Below are 20,275 nucleotides of genomic sequence, written 5' to 3'. Positions count from 1 at the left end.
GAGTTCGCGGCTTCAATGCGCCGCCGATGCCGACAAGATCTTCTCAGAAAGGGGGGATCATGTGCAAACCTACGATGGTCGCTTTGGCAACCGGCCTTGTTTTGGCGCTTGCCAATTTCTTGCCGAGTGCGGCTCGAGGGCAAATCGATTCCGCCAAGCCCGCCCTTGCTACCTCGTCATCGAAACCGATTGGAAAGGTGGTGGTGGCCACAGGCTCGGTCACCATCGAGCATGCGAGCGCAGTGGTCGTTCAAGCGAATGTCTCGAGTGAGCCCGGCCGGGCCAACACCGGTGATCCTGTATATCTCGGTGATGTGGTGTTGACCGGGGCCGATGGCCGAGTGGGAATCAACTTCACCGACGGCAGCTCGTTCAATCTATCGAGCAACGCCCGTATGGTGTTGGATCATTATGTGTATGAGCCGGCCGGCAATTCCAATGCAACCCTGTTCAATCTCGCCAGGGGCACGTTCACGTTCGTTGCTGGCAGTGTCGCAAAGACCGGCGACATGAAGGTCGAGACTCCCGTCGCCACGCTGGGAATCCGAGGCACGACGCCGCATATCGAGATTTCGGATGATGGGTCGGTCAAGTTTTCGACCCTGATCGAAGAGGGCAAAAGTAAGCTCCTGAAGAAGCCGGCGACATCCGCGGCGCCGGAGCCTGATCGAAGCAGCAATCGCAGGCTCAACATCTGTCGGGGATGCTGAGAACTTTGCTTGGCCCGAGGCCGCGTAATGCGCGCGCAGCGCCGGCCGGGCAGAGAGATCAGGATTAGCGCTTCGCTCGCTGTCGGAGTCGGACGCCTGGTGTGGAAATGACCGCAAGAGCCAGTTTCATCAAGGCCGTGATGCTCATTGTTATTCTTGTGCTGTCCGGTTCGTCGGGCTGGGCGCAGAAGCCGAAGAAGGGCAGCTCCCTGAAGAATGTTGAACTGTGTAACGGCTCAGACCGCGTGTCGCCCGAAGCTCGGATCGATGCTTGCACGGCCTTTATCGATGCGGGCGATGGGACCGCGAACGGCTTCGCTGTCGCCCACAACAACAGGGGCAATGCCTACAGCGCCAAAAACAACTATGAACGCGCGATCAAGGATTTCGTTGAAGCGACCAGGCTTAACCCGAATTATGCGAAAGCCTTCAACAACCTCGGCGTGGCCTATCTAAGAACGGGCGCGTACGACCTGGCCCTTGGCGCTTTTGAGGAGGCGCTCAAGCTCAACCCGAACTATGCCGCTGCTTTTGCCAACCGTGCGGCGGCCTACCTGAAGAGGAATGCGTACGACCGTGCAGCGCAGGACTATGACGAGGCAATTCGCCTCGATCCGAATCTCGAGGCGATGTGGAGCGGACGCTGTTGGGCCCGGGCCGTCCTCGGGGCTTTGCAGGCTGCGCTGGAAGACTGCAACAGAGCGCTTCGATTCGAAGCAAACAACGCCGCAACATACGATTCGCGAGCTCTGATAAAGCTGAAAATGGGGCAACTCTCCGCGGCGATCGATGATTACAACTCGGCGCTGCGGTTCATGCCCAAGCTTGCGAGCGCGCTCTACGGCCGCGGGGTTGCCAGACTCAAGCTCGGCGACAGAGCTGGCGGCGATAGCGATATTTCGGCGGCAAGAAGAATCGACGCTGGAGTCCGCGAGGACTTTGCCCGCTATGGAGTGCCCTCGAACGATTGACTGGTGGCGGCAGCGCAGTTGTGCAGGTGTGAACAATTCCTTAACCGCCTGCGTCTCAAATCCAAAGCTGGCGGACCGCCCACGCTCGATTTGACGAGGCGTGCTCTCTCCAGAGCAAATCAAGATATAGCATTAACAAGTCCTTAATTGGCGAGACCTACAGTCGACGGCACCGGCCGGCGCGATTGCCGGCATGGATTGTCAGACCGGAAGAAATGCCGCCAATGGCGCGAAAGGCTGCCGCTGGATTTGTATCGCGAGCCCGCGCCCTGGCGCTGGGGCTGTCGCGTCATATCCGCAACGCGGTGCTCGCGGCCTGCCTGCTGATCGGTTTCGCTGCGCCCGCCCGGGCGGCCGATCCTGTCAGGGGCGAAGCGAGCTTTTCGGCCGGTGGCGGTTTTGCCCGTCTCGTGATCAAGCTCGGCGAGGACGTTCCCTCCGAGGTGACGACGGCCGGCTCCATTCTCGTGATCCGTTTCGACCGGTCCGTCGACGTTCCCGTCGACCGCGTTCCGGAAGGCGCGCCCGACTACGTCAACTCCGCCCGGCGCGATCCCGATGGCGGCGCCATCCGCCTGTCGCTGGCGCGCCGGGTCACCGTCAACACCATGAATGCCGGCGAGCGCACCTTCATCGACCTGTTGCCGGAGGGTTGGAAGGGGCCGCCGCCGAGCCTGCCGATGGAGGTGGTCAAGGAGCTGGCCGAGCGCGCGCGCGTCGCCGAACGTGCGCTGCGCGCCCAGCGCGCCGCGGCCGAGGCCAAGAAGCGTCCGCAGATCCGCGTCCGCGCCTCGGTGCAGCCGACCTTCGTCCGCTTCGTGTTCGAGATGCCCGACGGCGTCGGCGTGTCCTCCGTGCTCAACGAGCAGAAGCTCACGCTCGCGTTCAACGCCAACCTCAATTTCGATCTGGCGGATGCGGTCGTTGCTGCGCCGCCGAACGTCGCCTCGATCAAGCAGAAGGCCGACATCGACCAGACCAGTGTCGAGATCGCTCTGATCGGCGATTCCGACGTGCACTCGTTCCGCGACGAGAAGAACTATATCGTCGACATCGCCTTCCAGCCGGACAGGGGCAGAGCGGCGGCGACCCCCGAGGCGGCGATCGCGCAGGTCAAGCCCGCACCTCACGGACCTGCGCCTGCGTCTGAAAAGCCGGCGGCCGAGAAGCCGAAGGACGCTCATCGCGAGATCGCGCCGCCGACGTCCGAGACGATCGCGCCTGAAGCCAGAATAGAGGCAAAGCCCGACGTCAAGCCCGAGGTGAAGCCGGAAGCGCTCGCCGCGATGCCGACGGTCGAAGGGCCGAAACCGGTGCACGCGACTGAGGCTGCGCACGCTCCTGCAGCGCCCATGGAAGCCTCGAAGCCGGCGCCGCACGTTGCCGAAGCCGCCCCTGCCGAAGCACCGAAAGAGGTTGTAAAGGAAGCTGCGAAAGAGCCGGCCAAGGAATCCGTCAAGGAAGCTCCGAAAGCTGCTGCTGCGCAGGCGCCGGCGGCAGTGCAGCCCGGTATTGCCGGCGTCGATGTGCGCCGTGACAGCGACGGCCTGCGCGTCACGTTCCCGCTTCAGGTCGCAACGCCTGCGGCGGCGTTCCGCCGCGGCGATACGGTCTGGCTGGTGTTCGATACACTGAGGCCGATCGATGTCGAGGCGATCCGCAGCAAGGGCGGGGCGATGATTGGCGAGGTCGGTTGCGTGCCGCTCGACAAGGGGCAGGCGGTTCGCATCCGCCTCACCCGTCCGCTGGTCTACTCGCTGACGAGCGAGGAGGTCGGCAAGGAGACCAACTGGCTATTGACGCTCGCCGACAAGATCCAGGCGACGCCGCTGCCGCTGATGATGTCGCGCAACATCACCGATCCTGCGCTTGCCAACATCGCGATCCCCTTCGCCAATCCGGGCCTGCTCCACAAGCTCACCGACCCTGATGCCGGCGATACGCTCTATGTCGTCACCGCGCAGCGGCCGGTGCGCGGTTTCATCAAGCGGCAGGACCTCGTCGATCTCTCGCTGCTGGAATCCGCGCACGGCATCGCGATCCGGCCGAACTCCGACGAGGTCGGCGTCGAGGTCGGCGCCGACAAGGTCATTCTGGGCAAAAAGGGCGGGCTGACGCTGTCGCCGGTGGACATCTCGGCCGAGCGCGCCCCGACCGCGGTGCGCCCGATCTTCAGTCCTGAAGGCTGGCGCAAGGGCCAGTCGGAGAATTTCTGGACCCGCCAGAGCGAGCTGACGACGGCGATCTCGGCGGTCGAGCCCGCGCTGCGCTCGCTGCCGCGGCTCGACCTCGCGCAGTTCTACATGTCGCGGGCCATGTATCACGAAGCCAAGGCCGTGACGGACCTGATGCTGAGCGATCCCCTCAACAAGGAGGAGAGCGGCGCGCTGATCATGCATGCAATCGCGAACATCCTGATCGGCCGGCCGGCGCAGGGCCTGAAGGACCTCGCCAGTCCCGTGATCGGCAACAGCCACGATTCCCAGCTCTGGAAGGCGCTCGCCTATGCGCGCCAGGGCAAATGGGCGGACGCGCGCGAGAAATTCAAGAACGTCGAGTTCGCCATCGCCTCGCTGCCGCTCGACATCCAGCGCATCGTGACGATGGACGCGATGCGCGCCGCGCTCGAGGTGAAGGACTATGCCGGCGCCTCCAAGCGCCGCAGCGAGCTCGAGGTGGTCGGCGTCTCGCCCGAAGCTGCGCCCGGCTTTGCCGTGCTGCGGGGCCGGCTCGCCGAGGCACTCGGCCACGACAAGGATGCGCTCGACGACTACAAATACGCGGTTGCCTCGAGCGACCGACCGGCAGCGGCCGAGGCCAAGCAGCTCGAGGTCGCGCTGCGCCAGAAGCGTGACGAGATCGGCAAGGAAGAAGCGCTGCGCGAGCTCGAGACGCTATCGATGACCTGGCGCGGCGATGCGATCGAGGTCAAGACGCTGCAGATGCTGTCGCAGCTCTATGCCGAGAACGGGCGCTACCGGGACGCGCTCACGGCGGCGCGCACCGCGACGAAGCTCCAGCCGAACGCGGAAGCCTCGCGCCAGGCGCAGGATCTCGCCTCCGACCTGTTCACGCAGATCTTCTTAGGACCAAAGGGCGACGATCTGCCGCCGGTCGAGGCGCTCGGGATGTTCTACGAGTTCCGCGAGCTCACACCGATCGGCCGCCGCGGCGACGAGCTGATCCGCCGTCTCGCCGATCGTCTCGCCTCGGTCGATCTGCTCGACCAGGCCGCCGAGCTTCTGCAATACCAGGTCGATCACCGCCTCGAAGGCGCCGCCCGCGCCCAGGTCGCCGCGCGCCTTGCCATGATCTATCTCGCCAACCGCAAGCCCGACATGGCGATCACCGCGCTGCGCGCGAGCCGCATCAGCGATCTCGCCGGTGAGCTCAGGCAGCAGCGCCTCCTCCTGGAAGGGCGGGCGCAGAGCGACGTCGGCCGTCACGATCTCGCGCTCGACATCGTCTCCAATGTCTCCGGGCGCGAAGTGCTGCGCCTGCGCTCCGATATCTTCTGGGCCGCGCGGCGCTGGCGCGAATCCGCCGAGCAGATCGAGCTCTATTACGGCGAGCGCTTCCGTGACTTCAAGCCGCTCAATGCGGTCGAGAAGAGCGACATCATCCGTGCCGCAGTCGGCTACGCGCTCGCCGACGATTCGATCGGCCTGTCGCGCTTCCGCGAGAAATACGCCCCGCTGATGAGCGAGAGCGCCGACCGTCTCGCCTTCGATATCGCCAGCAAGCCCGCCGCGGCCTCGAGCGCCGAGTTCGCCGAGATCGCCAAGCTTGCCGCCAGCGTTGATACGCTCGACGGCTTCCTGCGGGAGATGAAGCAGCGCTTCCCCGACGCCACCGCCCGCGCACCTAGCGCGCCGCAGGCCAAGGACGAGACGGACCACACCGGCTCGCTGCCCACGATCCCGGTCGTGCGGCAGATCAAGATGGCGCGGTAGGGGACTGATGCCGCGCGAAGCGCGGCCTGTGAGAGCGCCGCATTCTCCGTCATTGCGAGCCACGGGCCCGCGCGAAGCGCGGTCCGATGACAGGCTCAGCGAAGCAAATCCAGAGTCCTCCGCGGTGATAGACTGGATTGCTTCGCTACGCTCGCAATGATGGGGTGGACGGCCCCCGAACGGCATCGATGTGCCAGACTGGTGATGTTGAGTCGAACCAGACAAAGGGAGCCGTCCATGTCGAAGATTAGCACAATTGGTTTGGATCTGGCGAAGAACGTTTTTCAGGTTCATGGGGTTGATGCGTCGGGAGCTGTGGTGGTGAGGCGCCAGCTTAAGCGAGCCGCGGTCGAGAGGTTTTTCGCGCAGTTGCCGCCTTGCCTGGTGGGCATGGAGGCTTGCGGCAGCGCTCATCATTGGGCGCGCGTCATCAGCCGCTATGGCCATGAGGTGCGGCTGATGCCGCCGGCGTATGTGAAGCCCTATGGTGCGCCCCGACGGCGCGTATTACCAGTGGAGGAAGGATCCACCCAGAGAATTGTCGATTGATCTGGTAGCTGACGAGCGGTTTGGACGAGCAATCGGACGGACCGAAGCCTCGTGACAAAGGTCGCCTTGGGCGGCCGAGCAATCCAGCGGGCCGTAACGTGAGTGAAGTCTGAGCACGCCTCGAAAGTTACGATGTGAATGCCGACCCGATCGTATGGCGGGGAAGGCCGTGTGGACAGGGAAGCAATCGACACATGCACCTGTCTGGTTCACCGGGGTAATGGGCATGGCACGCTGGAAAGGTAGTGCGGGTAATCGGGGGAGACCCGTCTTGGTCGAAGGTCGCGCCTTCAGCATTGAGTAGTCGATGGACCGGATGGGAGTCGGACAGGGTCATAGGTACCGATGAAACCGGGTAATTCCGGTGGAGGAAAGGACCCTGACTTCAGGTGCGCTTTTGAAGATGGCGAGGGGAAGGGTCGATTGGCGATGAGCCTTGAAACGCCCGATAAGATCAGGAGCCTTCAGAGAAAGCTTTATTGCAAGGCGAAGGCGGAGCCTGCCTTCCGCTTCTACGTGCTGTACGACAAGATCTGCCGCGAGGACATTCTGAACCATGCCTACAAGCTGGCCCGCGCCAACGCGGGTGCGCCAGGAGTGGACGGAACAACTTTCGAGCAAATCGACGCGTCGGGACTCGAAGCATGGTTGGCCGGCCTGCGCGATGAACTCGTCACGAAGACTTACCGGCCCGATCCGGTGCGGCGGGTGATGATCCCGAAGCCCGGCGGCGGCGAACGTCCACTCGGTATCCCAACAATCCGGGACCGGGTCGTCCAAGCTGCCGCAAAGATCGTGTTGGAGCCGATCTTCGAGGCGGATTTTGAGAACGGTGCTTATGGATATCGCCCGCGTCGCAGCGCGGTCGATGCAGTCAAGGAAGTGCACCGGCTTGTGTGCCGGGGCTACACGGACGTTGTTGACGCCGATTTGTCGAAATATTTCGACACGATTCCGCACTCGGACCTCCTCAAATCGGTGGCCCGACGCATCGTCGACCGGAATGTGCTGCGGATGATTAAGTTATGGCTGCGAGTACCGGTCGAGGAGCGGGATAGCGATGGGAAACGGCGCATGAGCGGCGGTAAGAGCAACAAGCGTGGCACGCCACAGGGCGGTGTCATCAGTCCGCTGCTCTCCGTCATCTACATGAACCGGTTCCTGAAACATTGGCGTCTCAGCGGTCGGCGTGAAGCATTCCATGCCCAGGTTATCTCCTATGCCGACGACTTCGTCATTCTCAGCCGCGGCCACGCGGAGGAGGCATTGACGTGGACGAAAGCGGTGATGACCAAGCTTGGGTTGACGCTCAACGAGACTAAAACCTCGGTGAAGAATGCCCGATTGGAAAGCTTTGACTTTCTTGGGTACACGCTCGGACCCCGCCGCTTCCGCAATGGGGGACGGTGGTATCTTGGCGCGGCTCCGTCCAAGAAAAGCGTGCTGCGGATCAAGAGGAAGGTCAGCGAGCTGCTGACGCCGGGCAACAAGGGCGCTTGGCCCGAAGTACAGGCACGACTGAACCGCCTTCTGCGCGGCTGGTCCGCTTACTTCAGCTATGGCTCTCTTGCTACGGCTCATCAGGCCGTTGATCGACACGTCTTCGACCGCGTGCTCGCCTTTCTGCGCAGACGACATAAGACGCCAGGACGTGGCGTCAGACGGTTCTCTGATCAGATCTATGGGAACCCTGGCGTACTCGTGCTGAACCGCGTGCGCAAAGTGTCGCCGACGTGCGGCTTGTGACGAAACCTGTCGGAAAGCCGGATGCGGGAAAACTGCACGTCCGGTTTGATGAGCGGGGAGAGGAAACGGAACGCGCAACAAGCGCATCACCGCGCCTCTCCTCGACTCTACTCAAGCGCAACAAGAACGACGGTCGTGACGCCGAGGGGATTTGCGAAGCTGTGACCCGACCGACGATGCGGTTTGTTCCGGTGAAGAGCGTCGCACAACAGGCGATGCTGGCGGTTCATGGCGCGCGTGCCTTGCTGGTCCGGCAGCGGACGATGGTGGCAAACGCCTTGCGAGCCGCGCTGAGTGAACTCGGGATCGTTGCTGCGCAAGGATATCAGGGGCTGTGTGAGCTGATGGCCCGGCTCGAAGAACCGAGCGAGGAGGTTCCGGAGATGATGCGCGGCGCCCTGTTGATGCTGGCCAAGCACTGGCAGGCGCTCAATGCCGATGAACGGGGGCTCGAACGGCAGATCGCCAAGGCTGCCCGCTGCGATCGCGACGCCAAGCGGCTCATGGATGTTCCAAGCGTCGGCCCGATCATCGCCAGCACGGTCCTGGCCAAAGTGCCCGACGCAACAGTGTTCCGCTCTGGGCGTGACTTTGCGGCCTGGATCGGGATCACCGGCAAGGATCATGGCACCGGTGGCAAGCATCGCCCGGGGCGCATCTCCAAACGGGGCGACCGCGTGCTGCGCGCGCTGCTGATCAGCGGAGCCAGTGCCCATTTGCGACAGCAGAAGGCGCGCGGCGTCACCGATCCGTGGTTGCGTGATCTGCTGGCGCGGCGGCCTTACAAGGTCGCCATGGTGGCCTTCGCCGCAAAAACCGCCCGGATCATCTGGGCCATGCTGGTCAAAGGAGAAGCTTACCGAGACCGCGCGAGCGCGCCGGCTGCGGCCTAGTTGAGGGGCAACAGCCGCCGCGCTCGCGCTCCACGCCTATCGGAAGGGCACTTAAGGTGTGATGGCAAATGGTCAGGAAACCGAGATCGAAACACTCCGCGCCGTCATCGCGCGTTACAGCGCGCCGCAATGATTGGAATTCGATCTGCGATCTCCATCAGGGCCCGCGGTCAATGGCCGCATCTCGAGGCCATATACATGACCGCTCCCCGATCCGTTTGCCGAAGCAGCAAAAAGCCCTTGCCGAGAGGGGGCCGTCCATACATGACGGGGAGAGGCCAGCGCTGGAGTGGAGAGGATCCGTCGCGCGAAGCTGCCGCCGAACGCCCCATCATCCCCCGTAGCTCTGCACCAGGCTTCCCGCCACCAGCGACCAGCCGTCGACCAGCACGAAGAAGATCAGCTTGAACGGCAGCGAGATCGTTGCTGGTGGCAGCATCATCATGCCCATCGACATCAGCACTGAGGCAACGACGAGGTCGATGATCAGGAAGGGTAGAAACAAAAGGAAGCCGATCTCGAAGGCGCGCTTCAGCTCGGAGATCATGAAGGCGGGGACCAGGATGCGCAGTGCGAGATCGTCAGGCGTGGCCGGCAGGGCCTCGCCGGAGAGATCCAGGAACAGCTTGAGGTCCTTCTCGCGCACGTTCTTCTGCATGAAGCCGCGCAAGGGCACCGAGGCGCGCTGGAGTGCGTCCTCGACGCCGATCTGGTTGGCGACGAGCGGCCGGATGCCCTCGTCGTAGGATTTCTGCAGGACCGGCCCCATCACGAAGAAGGTGAGGAACATCGCCAGCGCAATGATCACCGAGTTCGGCGGGGCGGTCGCCGTGCCCATAGCGGTGCGCAGCAGCGACAGCACGACCACAATGCGCGTGAACGACGTCATCATGATCAGGATCGACGGCGCGATCGACAGCACCGTGAGCAGGGCGATGAGCTGGATCGCCCGCTCGGTGACGCCGCCGCCACCCGGACCTCCGCCGAGATTGATGCTGACGTCCTGCGCATGCGAAAGGCTCGCGAGGGAGACCGCGCCGATCAGGACAGAAAGAAAAAGAACTCTACGCGGGAGGGCCGGCAACCTCACGAAGACGGCTTCGGACGGCCGAGCAGGGACGCCATCTCGTCTTCGAGATTTTCAAAGCTGGTCTTTTCCGTGGCGGGCTTTGCCGGCGGGGCCGGTGGCGCCGGCGGCTCGCTGCGTGCCGCGCGCGGGGGAGCGGCCGGTGGCTCCGGCGCAACCGGAGGCGCGACCGTTTCGCCAGCCGGGCGTCGCAGCGCAGCTTCGAGCCGCTGGGCCATTTCGGCGAGATTCTGCTCGGCGCTCGAGGGCGTAGCGGCCGGGGCAGGGGCCGGCGGAGCCGCCTGCGGAATCGGTGGCGGCGGCGCCGCACGCTCGGCGCGCACCGGCGGCAACTTTCCCGGGTCGTTGTGGCGCGGCGGACGCGGCATCAACGGCGGCTCGCTGCGGGCGATGCGCGGCGGCAGCGGCTCGGGCCGTGGTTCGCGCTCGGGCGGAAAGCCGGCCAGGGGATCGCTGCGGCGTTCGGCCGGCGCGGGAGCGGGCCGGCGCACCTCGTCGACGAAGGACGGCCGCGCGGGCCGTGGCGGCGGCTCGGGCATTTGCGGCTCGGGGTGATCGAGCAGTTCGGGTCGCGGCGCTTCGTCGGCCCAGGCGCCGGAATCGGGCATGGGGGCGAGGCGCGGCGCTTCGGCAGCGCTGGAGCGCTGCGGAAACTGGTCGCGGCCGGACCCGGCGCGAACGATATTGGGCTCGACAACGATGTCCGTCGGGCCGCCGATCATCAGGAGATGCTCGACATTGTCGCGCCGGACCAGCACTAGGCGCCGCCGTCCGTCGACGGCGGCGGCATCGATCACGGCGAGCCGGGGCATCCTGCCGCGCTGGGTGTTGGCGCCCAGCCGGCTGCTGGCGAATCGGCGAACCAGCCATGCAGCGACGCCGATCAACGCCAGAACGACGATGAACGCGACGATGAAGGTGATAGGGCTGCCTTGCATACTTGTCCCCGACAAATGGCGCTTTTCTCGTGCCCGTGGTCAGACGCGCCAACCACCGGCATACGATGCCCCAAACTGCGATCTCTTAACGTTCCACGGCAAGTTTTGCCGTCCCCAACTCTTAATAACCCATGAATCGCTCGATCCAAAACGACTTCTTGGCCCGTGTACGCGCCGCCAAATGGTTGGGTTAATGCCACTTTTGGAAAGGCCGAATCGGAACTGCCCGCCTGTCGTGTCCATCGGGGAACCGGTGCCTGTGATATCTTTAACCAGCTGTTAACCATACAGGCGGCAAATTCTGCCTAGCTTCGGATCTCAAGGTCCGCAAGGGGCGGAAGGAGCCGCAACGATGTCCATTAACGACCTCCCGGTGCTGTCAGCGCTTCGGACCAAGATGCAGTGGCACCAGGAGCGCCAGCGCGTCCTGTCCGAGAACGTCTCCAACTCCGATACCCCCAAATTCCGGCCGCGCGACCTGGTCGAGCCTAAGTTCGACAGGACCGGCGCCGTCACGGGCTCGATGGGGCCGCTGGCCCTGGCCCGCACCAGCGCCTCTCACATGACGCCGCTAGGGGCGGCCTCCGCATTCGACCAGAACAAGAATGCGGGTTTTGAGACTCGCCCTGCCGGCAACGCCGTCAATCTTGAAGAGGAGATGATGAAGGCCGCCAGCAACCAGATGGACTACGCGGCGGCGACCTCGCTCTATTCCAAGAGCCTGCGTCTGCTCAAGACCGCGATCGGCAAGGGCTAGAGCATGATCCCGGAACGGAAGAGCTAGAGACGCATCATGGCGAATGACAGCAGCGACTTTGCCCGCTCGATGGCGATCGCGACCTCCGGCCTGCGGGCGCAGGCCGGCCGCATGCGGGTGATCTCGGAGAACATCGCGAACGCGGATTCGACCTCGCAGACCGCTGGCGGCGAGCCCTACCGGCGCAAGGTGCCGACCTTTTCGTCCGCGCTCGACCGCACGCTCGACGCGCAGGTTGTCACCCTCGGCAGGATCAAGCCGGACCAGTCCAGCTTCCGCGTCAAATACGAGCCGAATAATCCGGCCGCCGATGCGAGCGGTAATGTCAAATATCCCAACGTGAACTCGGTGGTCGAGATGACGGACATGCGTGACGCGCAGCGGTCCTACGAGGCCAATCTCAACATCATCAGTGCGACGCGCCGGATGATCCAGCGCACGCTCGACATCCTCAAGAGCTGAACAGGACATCTGAGTCATGGCATCACCGACAATCGCCGCCAATGCTTACGCCAATCTCGCCCGCGTGCTGGAGAACAGCGGCGCCGGCAAGGGCAGCGAGCCCAGCGGGCAATCCTTCGCTTCACTGCTGAAAGACGCGGTCGGCAGCGTCATGGAGTCCGGCCGCAAGTCCGACGCGCAGACGGTGACGATGGCCGCTGGCAAGGCCAACGTGATGGACGTAGTGACGGCGGTTGCCGACACCGACGTCGCGGTGTCCACGCTGGTTTCGGTCCGCGATCGCGTGATCGCGGCCTATGAGGACATCATGAAGATGCCGATCTGATTTCGGCCTCCGTCGTCATTGCGAGCGCAGCGAAGCAATCCAGAATCTTTCCGCAGACGGCAGTCTGGATTTGCTTCGCTACGCTCGCAATGACGGGGAGAGAACATTCCGTCCCGTCAGAATGATGAGGATGAGACTTGAACAAAGGAACTGTGTCATGACCGGACCCGAAACCCTCGACGTCGCGCGCGATGCGATCTGGACCATCGTGATCGTGTCGTCACCGCTGATGGTGGTCGGCCTCGTGGTTGGCGTCATCGTGTCGCTGTTCCAGGCGCTGACGCAGATCCAGGAACAGACGCTGATCTACGTGCCGAAGATCCTGGCCATCTTCGCCACGATGCTATTGGCGCTACCGTTCATGGCCGACTCGCTCCATGCCCACATGCTGCGGATCTCGTCGCGAATCATCGGCGGCTGAGGCACAATGCGTCGGTCATGCGCATCGACATCTCGCTGCTGCCGGCGCTTGCCGCTTCCTTCATGCTCGCCTTCGCCCGGGTCGGTGCGATGGTGATGCTGCTGCCGGGTCTGGGCGAGACCAACATTCCGACGCGGATCAAGCTGTCGATCGCGCTGCTGCTCACGCTGATCATCCTGCCGCTGCATCGCAATGCCTACCAGGTCGACATGGGCTCGCTCGCGCCGCTCCTGGTGCTCATGCTGCATGAGATCGCGATCGGCATCGTGCTGGGTGCGACCGCTCGTGTGACGCTCTCGGCCCTGCAAGTCGCCGGCTCCGTGATCGCGCAGCAGATGGGACTCGGCTTCGTCACCTCGGTCGATCCGACGCAGGGACAGCAGGGCGTGCTGGTCGGCAATTTCCTGACCATGCTGGGCGTGACATTGTTGTTTGCCACCGACAGCCATCATCTGGTGATCGCGGCGCTGAACGACAGCTACACGATCTTCGCACCGGGCGAGACCGTCTCGAGCGGCGATGTCGCCTCGCTGGCAACGCGGGCCTTCGCCGCCGCGTTTCGCCTCGGCTTGCAGCTCTCCGGACCGTTTCTGGTGTTCGGCCTCGTCTTCAACATCGGGCTCGGGGTGCTGGCGCGGCTGATGCCGCAGATGCAGGTCTATTTCGTCGGCGTGCCGCTGTCGATCTTCGCGGGCTTTCTGGTGCTCGCCGTGGTGCTCACGGCGATGATGGGTACGTATCTGGATTACTTCATCGGTGTCATGCACCAGATGATGCCGCTCAAGTAATAGGGATCGATCGATGGCGGACGACAACGATCCCGAGAGTCAAACAGAAGACCCGACGCAAAAGCGCCTCGACGATGCACTCGAACGCGGCGACGTCGCCAAGAGCCAGGAGATCAACACCTGGTTCATGATGGCGGGCGGCACGCTCGTGGTCTCGACCTTCTCGGCCTCGGTCGGCAGCGGGCTCTTGACGCCGATGCGCAACCTGCTCGCCAATTCCTGGATGATCAAGACCGACGGCAGGGCTCTGCTCGCGCTGATGCAGCAGATCGAGTTCGCCGTGCTCGCCGCGATCGGCGTGCCCCTCTTGATGCTGATACTGGCGGCGATTGCCGGCAACATGCTCCAGCATCGCCTGGTGTGGTCCGCCGAATCGCTGAAACCCAAATTCAGCAAAATCTCGCCCGGTGCTGGCTTCAAGCGCATCTTCGGCAAGCAGGCGGCGGCGAACTTCCTGAAAGGTCTCGGCAAGCTGATCGGGCTCGGCGTGGTCATGGCCATGATCCTGTGGCCGGAGCGGCACCGCATGGAAGCGATGGTCAAGCTCGATCCGGCCGCCATGCTCGGAGCCACCACCAGCATGACCATCCATCTGCTCGGGGCAGTGGTGGCGGCGCTCGCGATCGTCGCCATCGCCGACTATTTCTTCCAGTACCGAAGCTGGTTCCAGCGGCAGAAGATGTCGCTCCAGGAGATCAAGGAAGAGTACAAGCAGTCCGAAGGCGACCCGCACATCAAGGGCAAGATCCGGCAACTGCGGCAGCAGCGCGCCAAGAAGCGCATGATGGCGGCGGTTCCCAAGGCCTCCGTGATCATCACCAACCCGACGCACTATTCGGTGGCGCTGTCCTACGAGCGCGGCATGTCGGCGCCGGTCTGCGTCGCCAAGGGCGTCGACAACCTCGCCTTCAAGATCCGGGAAATCGCGCGCGAGCACGACATTCCGATCGTCGAGAACGTGCCGCTCGCCCGCGCGCTCTACGCTACTGTCGACATCGATGAGGAAATCCCGACCGAGCACTACCATGCGGTCGCCGAAGTCATCGGCTACGTGATGCGGCTGAAGCGCGGATTCAGCGTCGGGCGGGGATAAAATGCGCGGAAAGTACCGGGAATGGCCGTAATCTGGGAATCAGCGTACCTTTCGCCCCTGCTGCCCTTGCGCCTTCGGGTCCGATTCAGGCAGGGAGGACCCTGCGCGCCCTGTAGCGCGTTGATTCTCTGCCGACAGGCTACGCCAGCGTGAAATGACTGCTGAGACCGACCACGACCTGTCACGCGAGCCCGTTGCGGCGCATGAGCCGTCGCCGCGCTCGGGCAGCATCGCGCTCGTGCTGCTGGTGGCCGCCGGGCTCGTCGCGGTCGCCGTCGGGCTAATGACGCTCGGGCGCGCGCAGGCGCAGCCCTATATTCTCGGCATCCTCGCCGTGCTGGCGATGGTCGGCCTGTTCAACCTGTTCGCTTTCGCCGCCGGCATCATCCGCTTCGCTGACCGCAATCTCGACGATCCCATCATCGGCCGCATCTCCGATCACGCGTTCGACGGGCTCGCGGTCACCGATGCGCGCGGCCATGTGGTCTATTCCAACGCGGCCTATCTGACGTTGACCGGCGCCACCAGTCCACAGGACGTGCGTCCGGTCGAGCGCGTCTTTATCGGCAACCCCGACGTCTCCGAAGCCGTGTTCCGCCTGCTCAAAGCCGCCCGCGAAGGCAAGCGGCAGCAGGAGGAGGTGCGCATCTCCGGTCATGACGGCAACCAGGGCCGCTGGCTGCGCATGAGGGTGCGCCCGCTCGGCACCGGCAAACGCGAAGCGAAATATGCGGTGTGGTCGATCGCCGACATCACCCGCGATCGGGAGCGCCAGGAGGACGTGTTCCAGGAGCTCCAGCACGCGATCGAATATCTCGATCACGCGCCGTGCGGCTTCTTCTCGGTCAATCCAGCCGGCGAGCTCGCTTATGTCAACGCGACGCTGGCGAACTGGCTCGATTACGACCTCGCCGAGATCGGCTCGGGCGGATTGAAGCTTACCGACATCGTCTCCGGCGACGGCGCCTCGCTGCTGACCTCGATCGTGGCGGTACCCGGCGAGGTGAAGATCGAGGTCTTCGATATCGACCTGCGCATGCGCACGGGCAAGACCATGCCGGTGCGGCTCTATCACAAGCTTGCCTTCGGCGCCGACGGCACGCCGGGGCCGTCGCGCACGCTCGTGATCAGCCGTGCCCGCGACGAGCGCAGCGATCCCGACCGCGCCGCCGAAGTGCGCTTCATGCGCTTCTTCGACCACACGCCGATGGCAATCGCGACCGTCGACCGCGCCGGCAACGTCGTGCGCGCCAACGCCCGCTACGCCAAGCTTGGGCAGGCCTTGGGGCTCGACAGCGCCTCCAAGTCGATCTTCCGCGCGGTCAGTTCGCGCGACAGGCACCTTTTGATCGCGGCCATCAACCAGGCCGCCGAAGGCCAGGCCGACGTCGCGCCGGTCGAAGTGGCGCTGGAAGGGACCAAGGAGCGCTGGGGCCAGTTCTTCGTCACGCCGGTCGATTCGGCCGAGAATGACGCGGAAGCCGCCATCGTGCACATGCTCGAGACCACCGAGCGGCGCGCGCTGGAGAACCAGATCAACCAGTCGCAGAAGATGGAGACCGTCGGCCAGCTCGCCGGCGGCATCGCCCACGACTTCAACAACGTCCTCTCCGCCATCATGATGGCGAACGATTTCCTGCTGAACGCGCACAAACCGACCGATCCGTCGTTCCAGGACATCATGCAGATCAAGCAGAACGCGACGCGCGCCGCCACCCTGGTGCGGCAGCTGCTGGCGTTCTCGCGTCGGCAGACTTTGCGGCCGCAGGTGCTCGATCTCGGCGATGCTTTGAGCGATCTTACCATGCTGCTGCGCCGGCTGATCGGCGAGAAGGTCAAGCTCGATCTCGTCCACGGCCGCGACCTGTGGCCGGTAAAGGTCGACGTCTCTCAATTCGAGCAGGTGATCGTCAACCTCGCGGTGAACGCGCGCGATGCCATGCCTGATGGTGGCAAGCTGATCATCCGCACCGCCAACGTCACCAGCGACGATGCCGGCAAGCTCGCCTACAAGGGCATGCCGGCCGCGGACTATGTCCGGATCGAGGTCGCCGACACCGGCACAGGCATCCCCGCCGATATCCGCGACAAGATTTTCGAGCCGTTCTTCTCAACGAAAGAGGTGGGCAAGGGCACCGGCCTCGGGCTTTCCACCGTTTACGGCATCGTCAAGCAGACCGGCGGTTTTATCTACGTCGATTCCGAACCGGGGCAGGGCACCTCGTTCCATATCTTCCTGCCGCGCCATCATGCCGAGCCGGAGCTACAGGTCGAGCAGCCCGCAGCCGTGGTCAGCGCGAGCAATGGCGCCGCGAAGGACGCCGCACCTGTGGCGGAGGCCAAGCCGCGCACCGATCTCACTGGCCAGGGCACCATCCTTCTCGTCGAAGACGAAGAGGGCCTGCGCGCCCTCAATGCACGCGGCCTGCGCTCGCGCGGCTACACGGTGGTCGAGGCCGAGAACGGCGTCGAGGCCATGGAGGTGCTGGAGGAGCAGAGCGGCGCGATCGATCTCGTCGTCTCCGACGTGGTGATGCCGGAGATGGACGGCCCGACGCTGCTGACGGCGATGCGGGAGAAGAACCCGGATATCAAGTTCATCTTCGTCTCCGGCTACGCCGAGGATGCGTTCGAGAAGAGCCTCCCCGAAGGCCAGCAGTTCGACTTCCTGCCAAAACCGTTCACGCTCAGCCAGCTCGTGGCGGCGGTGAAGGAGACGATGACGAAGGCGGGGTGAGGCGCGCCCTCTCCAGTCATTCCGCAATGACGAGGGAGAAAGCGGAAATCGCATTGCAAACCGCCGGTATCCGGCGACCCCCCGTTCCCGTTTACCCGGCCAAACCCTCGCCAAATATGGGCTTTTGCCACATCCCCGCGACTGAGGGCCGCAGCCACAGGTTCCGAAACCCGCTTCACTTTTCGGGAAGTCTGCCCATCTTAAGCGCACGTCCCCATGCCGGGGATTTGGGAAACGCACATGACTTTCTCGCAACGCTCCCGCAGTGTCTTCAAGGCGATTGCCGTCGTGCTGGCGCTTGCGCTGCCGACCGCGCTGGCGATCTCGTCTGCCGACGCCCGCGCCGGCGGCGGCTTCTCCTCGGGTTCGCGCGGCTCGCGGACGTATTCGGCGCCGCCATCGACCACGACCGCGCCGGGCTCGACCTCGCAGTTCAACCGCACTTACACCCAGCCGGGCGCAGGCATGAATTCGGCCGCGACCGCGCCGGCGCGCGGCGGCCTGTTCGGTCGCGGCGGCGGCTTCCTGGGCGGCCTTGCGGCCGGCTTCCTCGGCGCAGGCCTGCTCGGCATGCTGTTCGGCGGCGGTCTGTTCGGCGGCCTCGGCGGCCTGTCCTCGATCCTGGGCCTGATCATCCAGATCGCGCTGGTGGTGCTCGTGGTGCGGCTGGCGATGTCCTGGTGGCAGCGCCGTCACTCGCCGCAGGCGGCCTATGCCAATGCTGATGCGGGCGCAGGTCCCGGACCCCAGCCGAACTATCGCAGCGGTCTCGGTGGCTTGGGCTTCGGCGCCAACAACGCGCCGCTCGAGATCAAGCCTGACGACTATGAAGCATTCGAGCGCCTGCTCGGCGAAGTCCAGACCGCATGGTCGAACGAGGACGTCGCCAAGCTGCACACGCTCGCGACGCCGGAGATGGTCTCCTACTTCGAGCAGGACCTCGCCCAGAACCGCGCGCGCAACGTCGTCAACAAGGTGACCAACGTCAAGCTGTTGCAGGGCGACCTCGCGGAGGCCTGGCGCGAAGGCGAGACGGACTACGCCACGGTGGCGCTGCGCTTCGCTCTCACCGACAAGACGGTCGACCGCAACACCGGCGCAGTCGTTGCCGGCAGCGAGCAGCCGGGCGAGGCGACCGAAATCTGGACGTTCGCCCGCCGGCCGGGCACCGGCTGGGAATTGTCGGCGATCCAGCAGACCAACTGATCGCTCGTGACATGAGAAACCAAGGCGTCGTGCTCCGGCACGGCGCCTTTTCTTTTGCGCGTCTCTTCTTTGCGGCGCCTCGCATCGCCGCATCGGAATAAGCAGGCGTGCGTCGGGTTGAAATCAGGCGGCCAACGACAACCACAACAGGAGGACACCATGATCCGCACCGAGAAATCCCTGGCGATTTCAGGCCTCGCACTCGTATTGGCCTTGCTTGCGGCCCCATCGGCGCTGGCACAATCGGCCGACATGACCTTTTTCGTGACCTCAAGCGGCCTCGGCAAGGGCGCCGATCTCGGCGGCCTCGAGGGAGCCGACGCGCACTGCCAGAAGCTCGCTCAGGCCGCCGGCGCAGGCAACAAAACCTGGCGCGCCTATCTCTCGACCCAGGCCGCCGACGGCAAGCCGGCAATCAACGCCCGAGACCGCATCGGCAAGGGACCGTGGCAGAACGCCAAGGGCGCGGTGATTGCGAAGGACGTTGCCGATCTGCACAGCCCGGCCAACAACCTCACCAAGCAGACCGCCCTCAGCGAGAAGGGCGAGGGGATCAATGGTGTTGGCGACCAGCCAAACCGGCATGACGTCCTCACGGGATCGCAACCAGACGGCACCGCGTTTGGCGGTCCGGACGATCGCACCTGCAAGAACTGGACATCGAGCACACAAGGCGCGGCGATGGTCGGCCATCTCGATCGACGAGGCTTGCGCGACGATGAGGCCTCGAAATCGTGGAACAGCTCTCACCCGTCCCGCGGTCCCGACGGCGGCTGCTCGCAGGCCGATCTGAAGAGCACCGGCGGCGACGGCCTGTTCTATTGTTTTGCGGCGAATTGAGGCGCGGAACTCCTTCTCACGTCATGGCGTTCGTGGTTGCGTACTGCACTTGCCGCAACGCAATCACGGACGGTCTCCATGAAATACGAGCTCTATTACTGGCCCGAGATCCAGGGCCGCGGTGAATATGTGCGGCTGGCGCTGGAGGAGGCGGGCGCCGCTTATGTCGACGTCGTACGCGGGCCGGGCGGAACGGCTGCGATGATGAAGATGATGAATGCGCGTGAAGGCACGCCGCCCTTTGCCCCGCCGTTCCTGAAAGCGGGCAAGCTCGTCATCGGCCAGACCGCCAACATCCTGCTCTATCTCGGTGCCCGCCATGGCCTTGCGCCGAAGACCGAAGGCGGCAGGCTCTGGGTGCACCAGCTCCAGCTCACCGTCGCCGACCTCGTCGTCGAGATCCACGACACCCATCATCCGCTCGGACCCTCGCTCTATTACGAGGACCAGAAGCCAGCGGCGAAGAAGCGCACCGCCGATTTCTGGAGCGAGCGCGTGCCGAAATATCTCGGCTATTTCGAGCAGATTCTCACCGAGAGTGGCGGCACCTATGTCACCGGCCGCCGACTGACCTATGTCGACCTCTCGCTGTTCCAGATCGTCGCGGGGCTGCGCTATGCCTTCCCCAGGCGCATGAAGGCGTTCGAGACGGATATTCCGGGCCTGGTCGGCCTGCACGACCGCATCGCTGCGCGGCCGAACATCAAGGCCTATCTCGAAAGCGACCGCCGCATTCCCTTCAACGAGCAGGGCATCTTCCGCCGCTATCGCGAGCTGGATAATTAGCCGGTCGGACGGC

17 protein-coding genes and 1 pseudogene are annotated in these 20,275 nt (G+C 64.3%); 16 read left to right on the top strand and 2 right to left on the bottom strand.

The features are described from left to right. The first annotated feature begins 74 nt into the window (after positions 1 to 74). From IVA98_RS22285 to IVA98_RS22260, 6 genes and pseudogenes are all read left to right on the top strand, one after another. Positions 75 to 710, top strand: a complete 636-nt coding sequence (locus tag IVA98_RS22285) for a FecR family protein (protein WP_247300222.1) — start codon at positions 75 to 77, stop codon at positions 708 to 710. Between the two features lie 107 nt (positions 711 to 817). Next, positions 818 to 1,681 (top strand): tetratricopeptide repeat protein, encoded by an 864-nt coding sequence (locus IVA98_RS22280; protein ID WP_247300220.1) that lies wholly within the window; start codon positions 818 to 820, stop codon positions 1,679 to 1,681. Between the two features lie 224 nt (positions 1,682 to 1,905). Then, positions 1,906 to 5,634 (top strand): tetratricopeptide repeat protein, encoded by a 3,729-nt coding sequence (locus IVA98_RS22275; protein WP_247355517.1) that lies wholly within the window; start codon positions 1,906 to 1,908, stop codon positions 5,632 to 5,634. Positions 5,635 to 5,871: 237 nt separating this feature from the next. Beyond that, a pseudogene (locus IVA98_RS22270) lies at positions 5,872 to 6,120 on the top strand (IS110 family transposase); the annotation flags it as partial. A gap of 492 nt (positions 6,121 to 6,612) precedes the next feature. After that, positions 6,613 to 7,929 carry a group II intron reverse transcriptase/maturase gene (ltrA, locus tag IVA98_RS22265; protein ID WP_247334514.1) on the top strand — a complete coding sequence of 439 codons (1,317 nt, stop codon included), beginning with the start codon at positions 6,613 to 6,615 and terminating at the stop codon, positions 7,927 to 7,929. Continuing rightward, positions 7,926 to 8,822 (top strand): IS110 family RNA-guided transposase, encoded by an 897-nt coding sequence (locus IVA98_RS22260; RefSeq protein WP_247334450.1) that lies wholly within the window; start codon positions 7,926 to 7,928, stop codon positions 8,820 to 8,822. The genes ltrA and IVA98_RS22260 overlap by 4 nt, the downstream gene beginning before the upstream one ends. Positions 8,823 to 9,153: 331 nt before the next feature. On the opposite strand, the gene fliP is transcribed toward IVA98_RS22260, so the two are convergent. After that, positions 9,154 to 9,912, bottom strand: coding sequence for a flagellar type III secretion system pore protein FliP (fliP, locus tag IVA98_RS22255; RefSeq protein ID WP_247296458.1), 759 nt, complete (start codon positions 9,910 to 9,912; stop codon positions 9,154 to 9,156). Further along, positions 9,909 to 10,847 (bottom strand): flagellar biosynthetic protein FliO, encoded by a 939-nt coding sequence (locus IVA98_RS22250; RefSeq protein WP_247355516.1) that lies wholly within the window; start codon positions 10,845 to 10,847, stop codon positions 9,909 to 9,911. Before IVA98_RS22250 ends, fliP begins: the two co-directional genes overlap by 4 nt. A gap of 352 nt (positions 10,848 to 11,199) precedes the next feature. On the opposite strand from IVA98_RS22250, the gene flgB reads away from it, so the two are divergent. The 10 genes from flgB (at position 11,200) to IVA98_RS22200 (ending at position 20,262) form a co-directional block, all read left to right on the top strand. Further along, positions 11,200 to 11,604 carry a flagellar basal body rod protein FlgB gene (gene flgB, locus IVA98_RS22245; protein ID WP_247296463.1) on the top strand — a complete coding sequence of 135 codons (405 nt, stop codon included), beginning with the start codon at positions 11,200 to 11,202 and terminating at the stop codon, positions 11,602 to 11,604. 36 nt (positions 11,605 to 11,640) lie between these two features. Further along, positions 11,641 to 12,066: a flagellar basal body rod protein FlgC gene (gene flgC / locus IVA98_RS22240; protein ID WP_247296466.1), complete on the top strand. Its 426-nt coding sequence runs from the start codon at positions 11,641 to 11,643 to the stop codon at positions 12,064 to 12,066. A 16-nt stretch (positions 12,067 to 12,082) separates the two neighbouring features. Beyond that, the gene (gene fliE, locus IVA98_RS22235; protein WP_247355515.1) at positions 12,083 to 12,391 is read left to right on the top strand and encodes a flagellar hook-basal body complex protein FliE; all 309 of its coding nucleotides are present in this window, start codon (positions 12,083 to 12,085) and stop codon (positions 12,389 to 12,391) included. A gap of 157 nt (positions 12,392 to 12,548) precedes the next feature. Then, entirely contained in the window at positions 12,549 to 12,812 is a 264-nt protein-coding gene (gene fliQ / locus IVA98_RS22230; RefSeq protein ID WP_011088555.1) for a flagellar biosynthesis protein FliQ, read from the top strand. Positions 12,813 to 12,829: 17 nt separating this feature from the next. Further along, a complete protein-coding gene (fliR, locus tag IVA98_RS22225) occupies positions 12,830 to 13,600 on the top strand; it encodes a flagellar biosynthetic protein FliR (protein ID WP_247278056.1) in 771 nt (256 codons plus the stop codon). 13 nt (positions 13,601 to 13,613) lie between these two features. Further along, entirely contained in the window at positions 13,614 to 14,693 is a 1,080-nt protein-coding gene (gene flhB / locus IVA98_RS22220) for a flagellar biosynthesis protein FlhB (RefSeq protein ID WP_247296469.1), read from the top strand. 154 nt (positions 14,694 to 14,847) lie between these two features. Next, a complete protein-coding gene (gene cckA / locus IVA98_RS22215; protein WP_247355514.1) occupies positions 14,848 to 17,430 on the top strand; it encodes a cell cycle histidine kinase CckA in 2,583 nt (860 codons plus the stop codon). A gap of 216 nt (positions 17,431 to 17,646) precedes the next feature. After that, a complete protein-coding gene (locus IVA98_RS22210; protein ID WP_247296472.1) occupies positions 17,647 to 18,636 on the top strand; it encodes a Tim44 domain-containing protein in 990 nt (329 codons plus the stop codon). A 159-nt stretch (positions 18,637 to 18,795) separates the two neighbouring features. Continuing rightward, on the top strand, positions 18,796 to 19,476 hold the full coding sequence (locus IVA98_RS22205; protein ID WP_247296474.1) for a lectin: 681 nt from the start codon (positions 18,796 to 18,798) through the stop codon (positions 19,474 to 19,476). Positions 19,477 to 19,554: 78 nt separating this feature from the next. Continuing rightward, positions 19,555 to 20,262, top strand: coding sequence for a glutathione S-transferase (locus IVA98_RS22200; RefSeq protein WP_247334453.1), 708 nt, complete (start codon positions 19,555 to 19,557; stop codon positions 20,260 to 20,262). Positions 20,263 to 20,275 lie beyond the last annotated feature (13 nt).

Source organism: Bradyrhizobium sp. 160 (assembly GCF_023073735.1).
Taxonomy (GTDB): Bacteria; Pseudomonadota; Alphaproteobacteria; order Rhizobiales; family Xanthobacteraceae; genus Bradyrhizobium.
Note: the sequence above shows the minus strand (reverse complement) of the source record. Positions and strands in the feature narration are given on the sequence as shown.

Excerpts from the sequence above, each read along its gene's own strand:
- ltrA (WP_247334514.1), top strand. The coding sequence starts at position 6,613 with ATGAGCCTTGAAACGCCCGATAAGATCAGGAGCCTTCAGAGAAAGCTT.
- IVA98_RS22275 (WP_247355517.1), top strand. The coding sequence starts at position 1,906 with ATGGCGCGAAAGGCTGCCGCTGGATTTGTATCGCGAGCCCGCGCCCTG.
- IVA98_RS22210 (WP_247296472.1), top strand. The coding sequence starts at position 17,647 with ATGCCGGGGATTTGGGAAACGCACATGACTTTCTCGCAACGCTCCCGC.
- IVA98_RS22205 (WP_247296474.1), top strand. The coding sequence starts at position 18,796 with ATGATCCGCACCGAGAAATCCCTGGCGATTTCAGGCCTCGCACTCGTA.
- flgB (WP_247296463.1), top strand. The coding sequence starts at position 11,200 with ATGTCCATTAACGACCTCCCGGTGCTGTCAGCGCTTCGGACCAAGATG.
- IVA98_RS22250 (WP_247355516.1), bottom strand. The coding sequence starts at position 10,847 with ATGCAAGGCAGCCCTATCACCTTCATCGTCGCGTTCATCGTCGTTCTG.
- fliQ (WP_011088555.1), top strand. The coding sequence starts at position 12,549 with ATGACCGGACCCGAAACCCTCGACGTCGCGCGCGATGCGATCTGGACC.
- fliE (WP_247355515.1), top strand. The coding sequence starts at position 12,083 with ATGGCATCACCGACAATCGCCGCCAATGCTTACGCCAATCTCGCCCGC.
- fliR (WP_247278056.1), top strand. The coding sequence starts at position 12,830 with ATGCGCATCGACATCTCGCTGCTGCCGGCGCTTGCCGCTTCCTTCATG.
- cckA (WP_247355514.1), top strand. The coding sequence starts at position 14,848 with ATGACTGCTGAGACCGACCACGACCTGTCACGCGAGCCCGTTGCGGCG.
- flhB (WP_247296469.1), top strand. The coding sequence starts at position 13,614 with ATGGCGGACGACAACGATCCCGAGAGTCAAACAGAAGACCCGACGCAA.
- IVA98_RS22200 (WP_247334453.1), top strand. The coding sequence starts at position 19,555 with ATGAAATACGAGCTCTATTACTGGCCCGAGATCCAGGGCCGCGGTGAA.
- flgC (WP_247296466.1), top strand. The coding sequence starts at position 11,641 with ATGGCGAATGACAGCAGCGACTTTGCCCGCTCGATGGCGATCGCGACC.
- IVA98_RS22285 (WP_247300222.1), top strand. The coding sequence starts at position 75 with ATGGTCGCTTTGGCAACCGGCCTTGTTTTGGCGCTTGCCAATTTCTTG.
- IVA98_RS22280 (WP_247300220.1), top strand. The coding sequence starts at position 818 with ATGACCGCAAGAGCCAGTTTCATCAAGGCCGTGATGCTCATTGTTATT.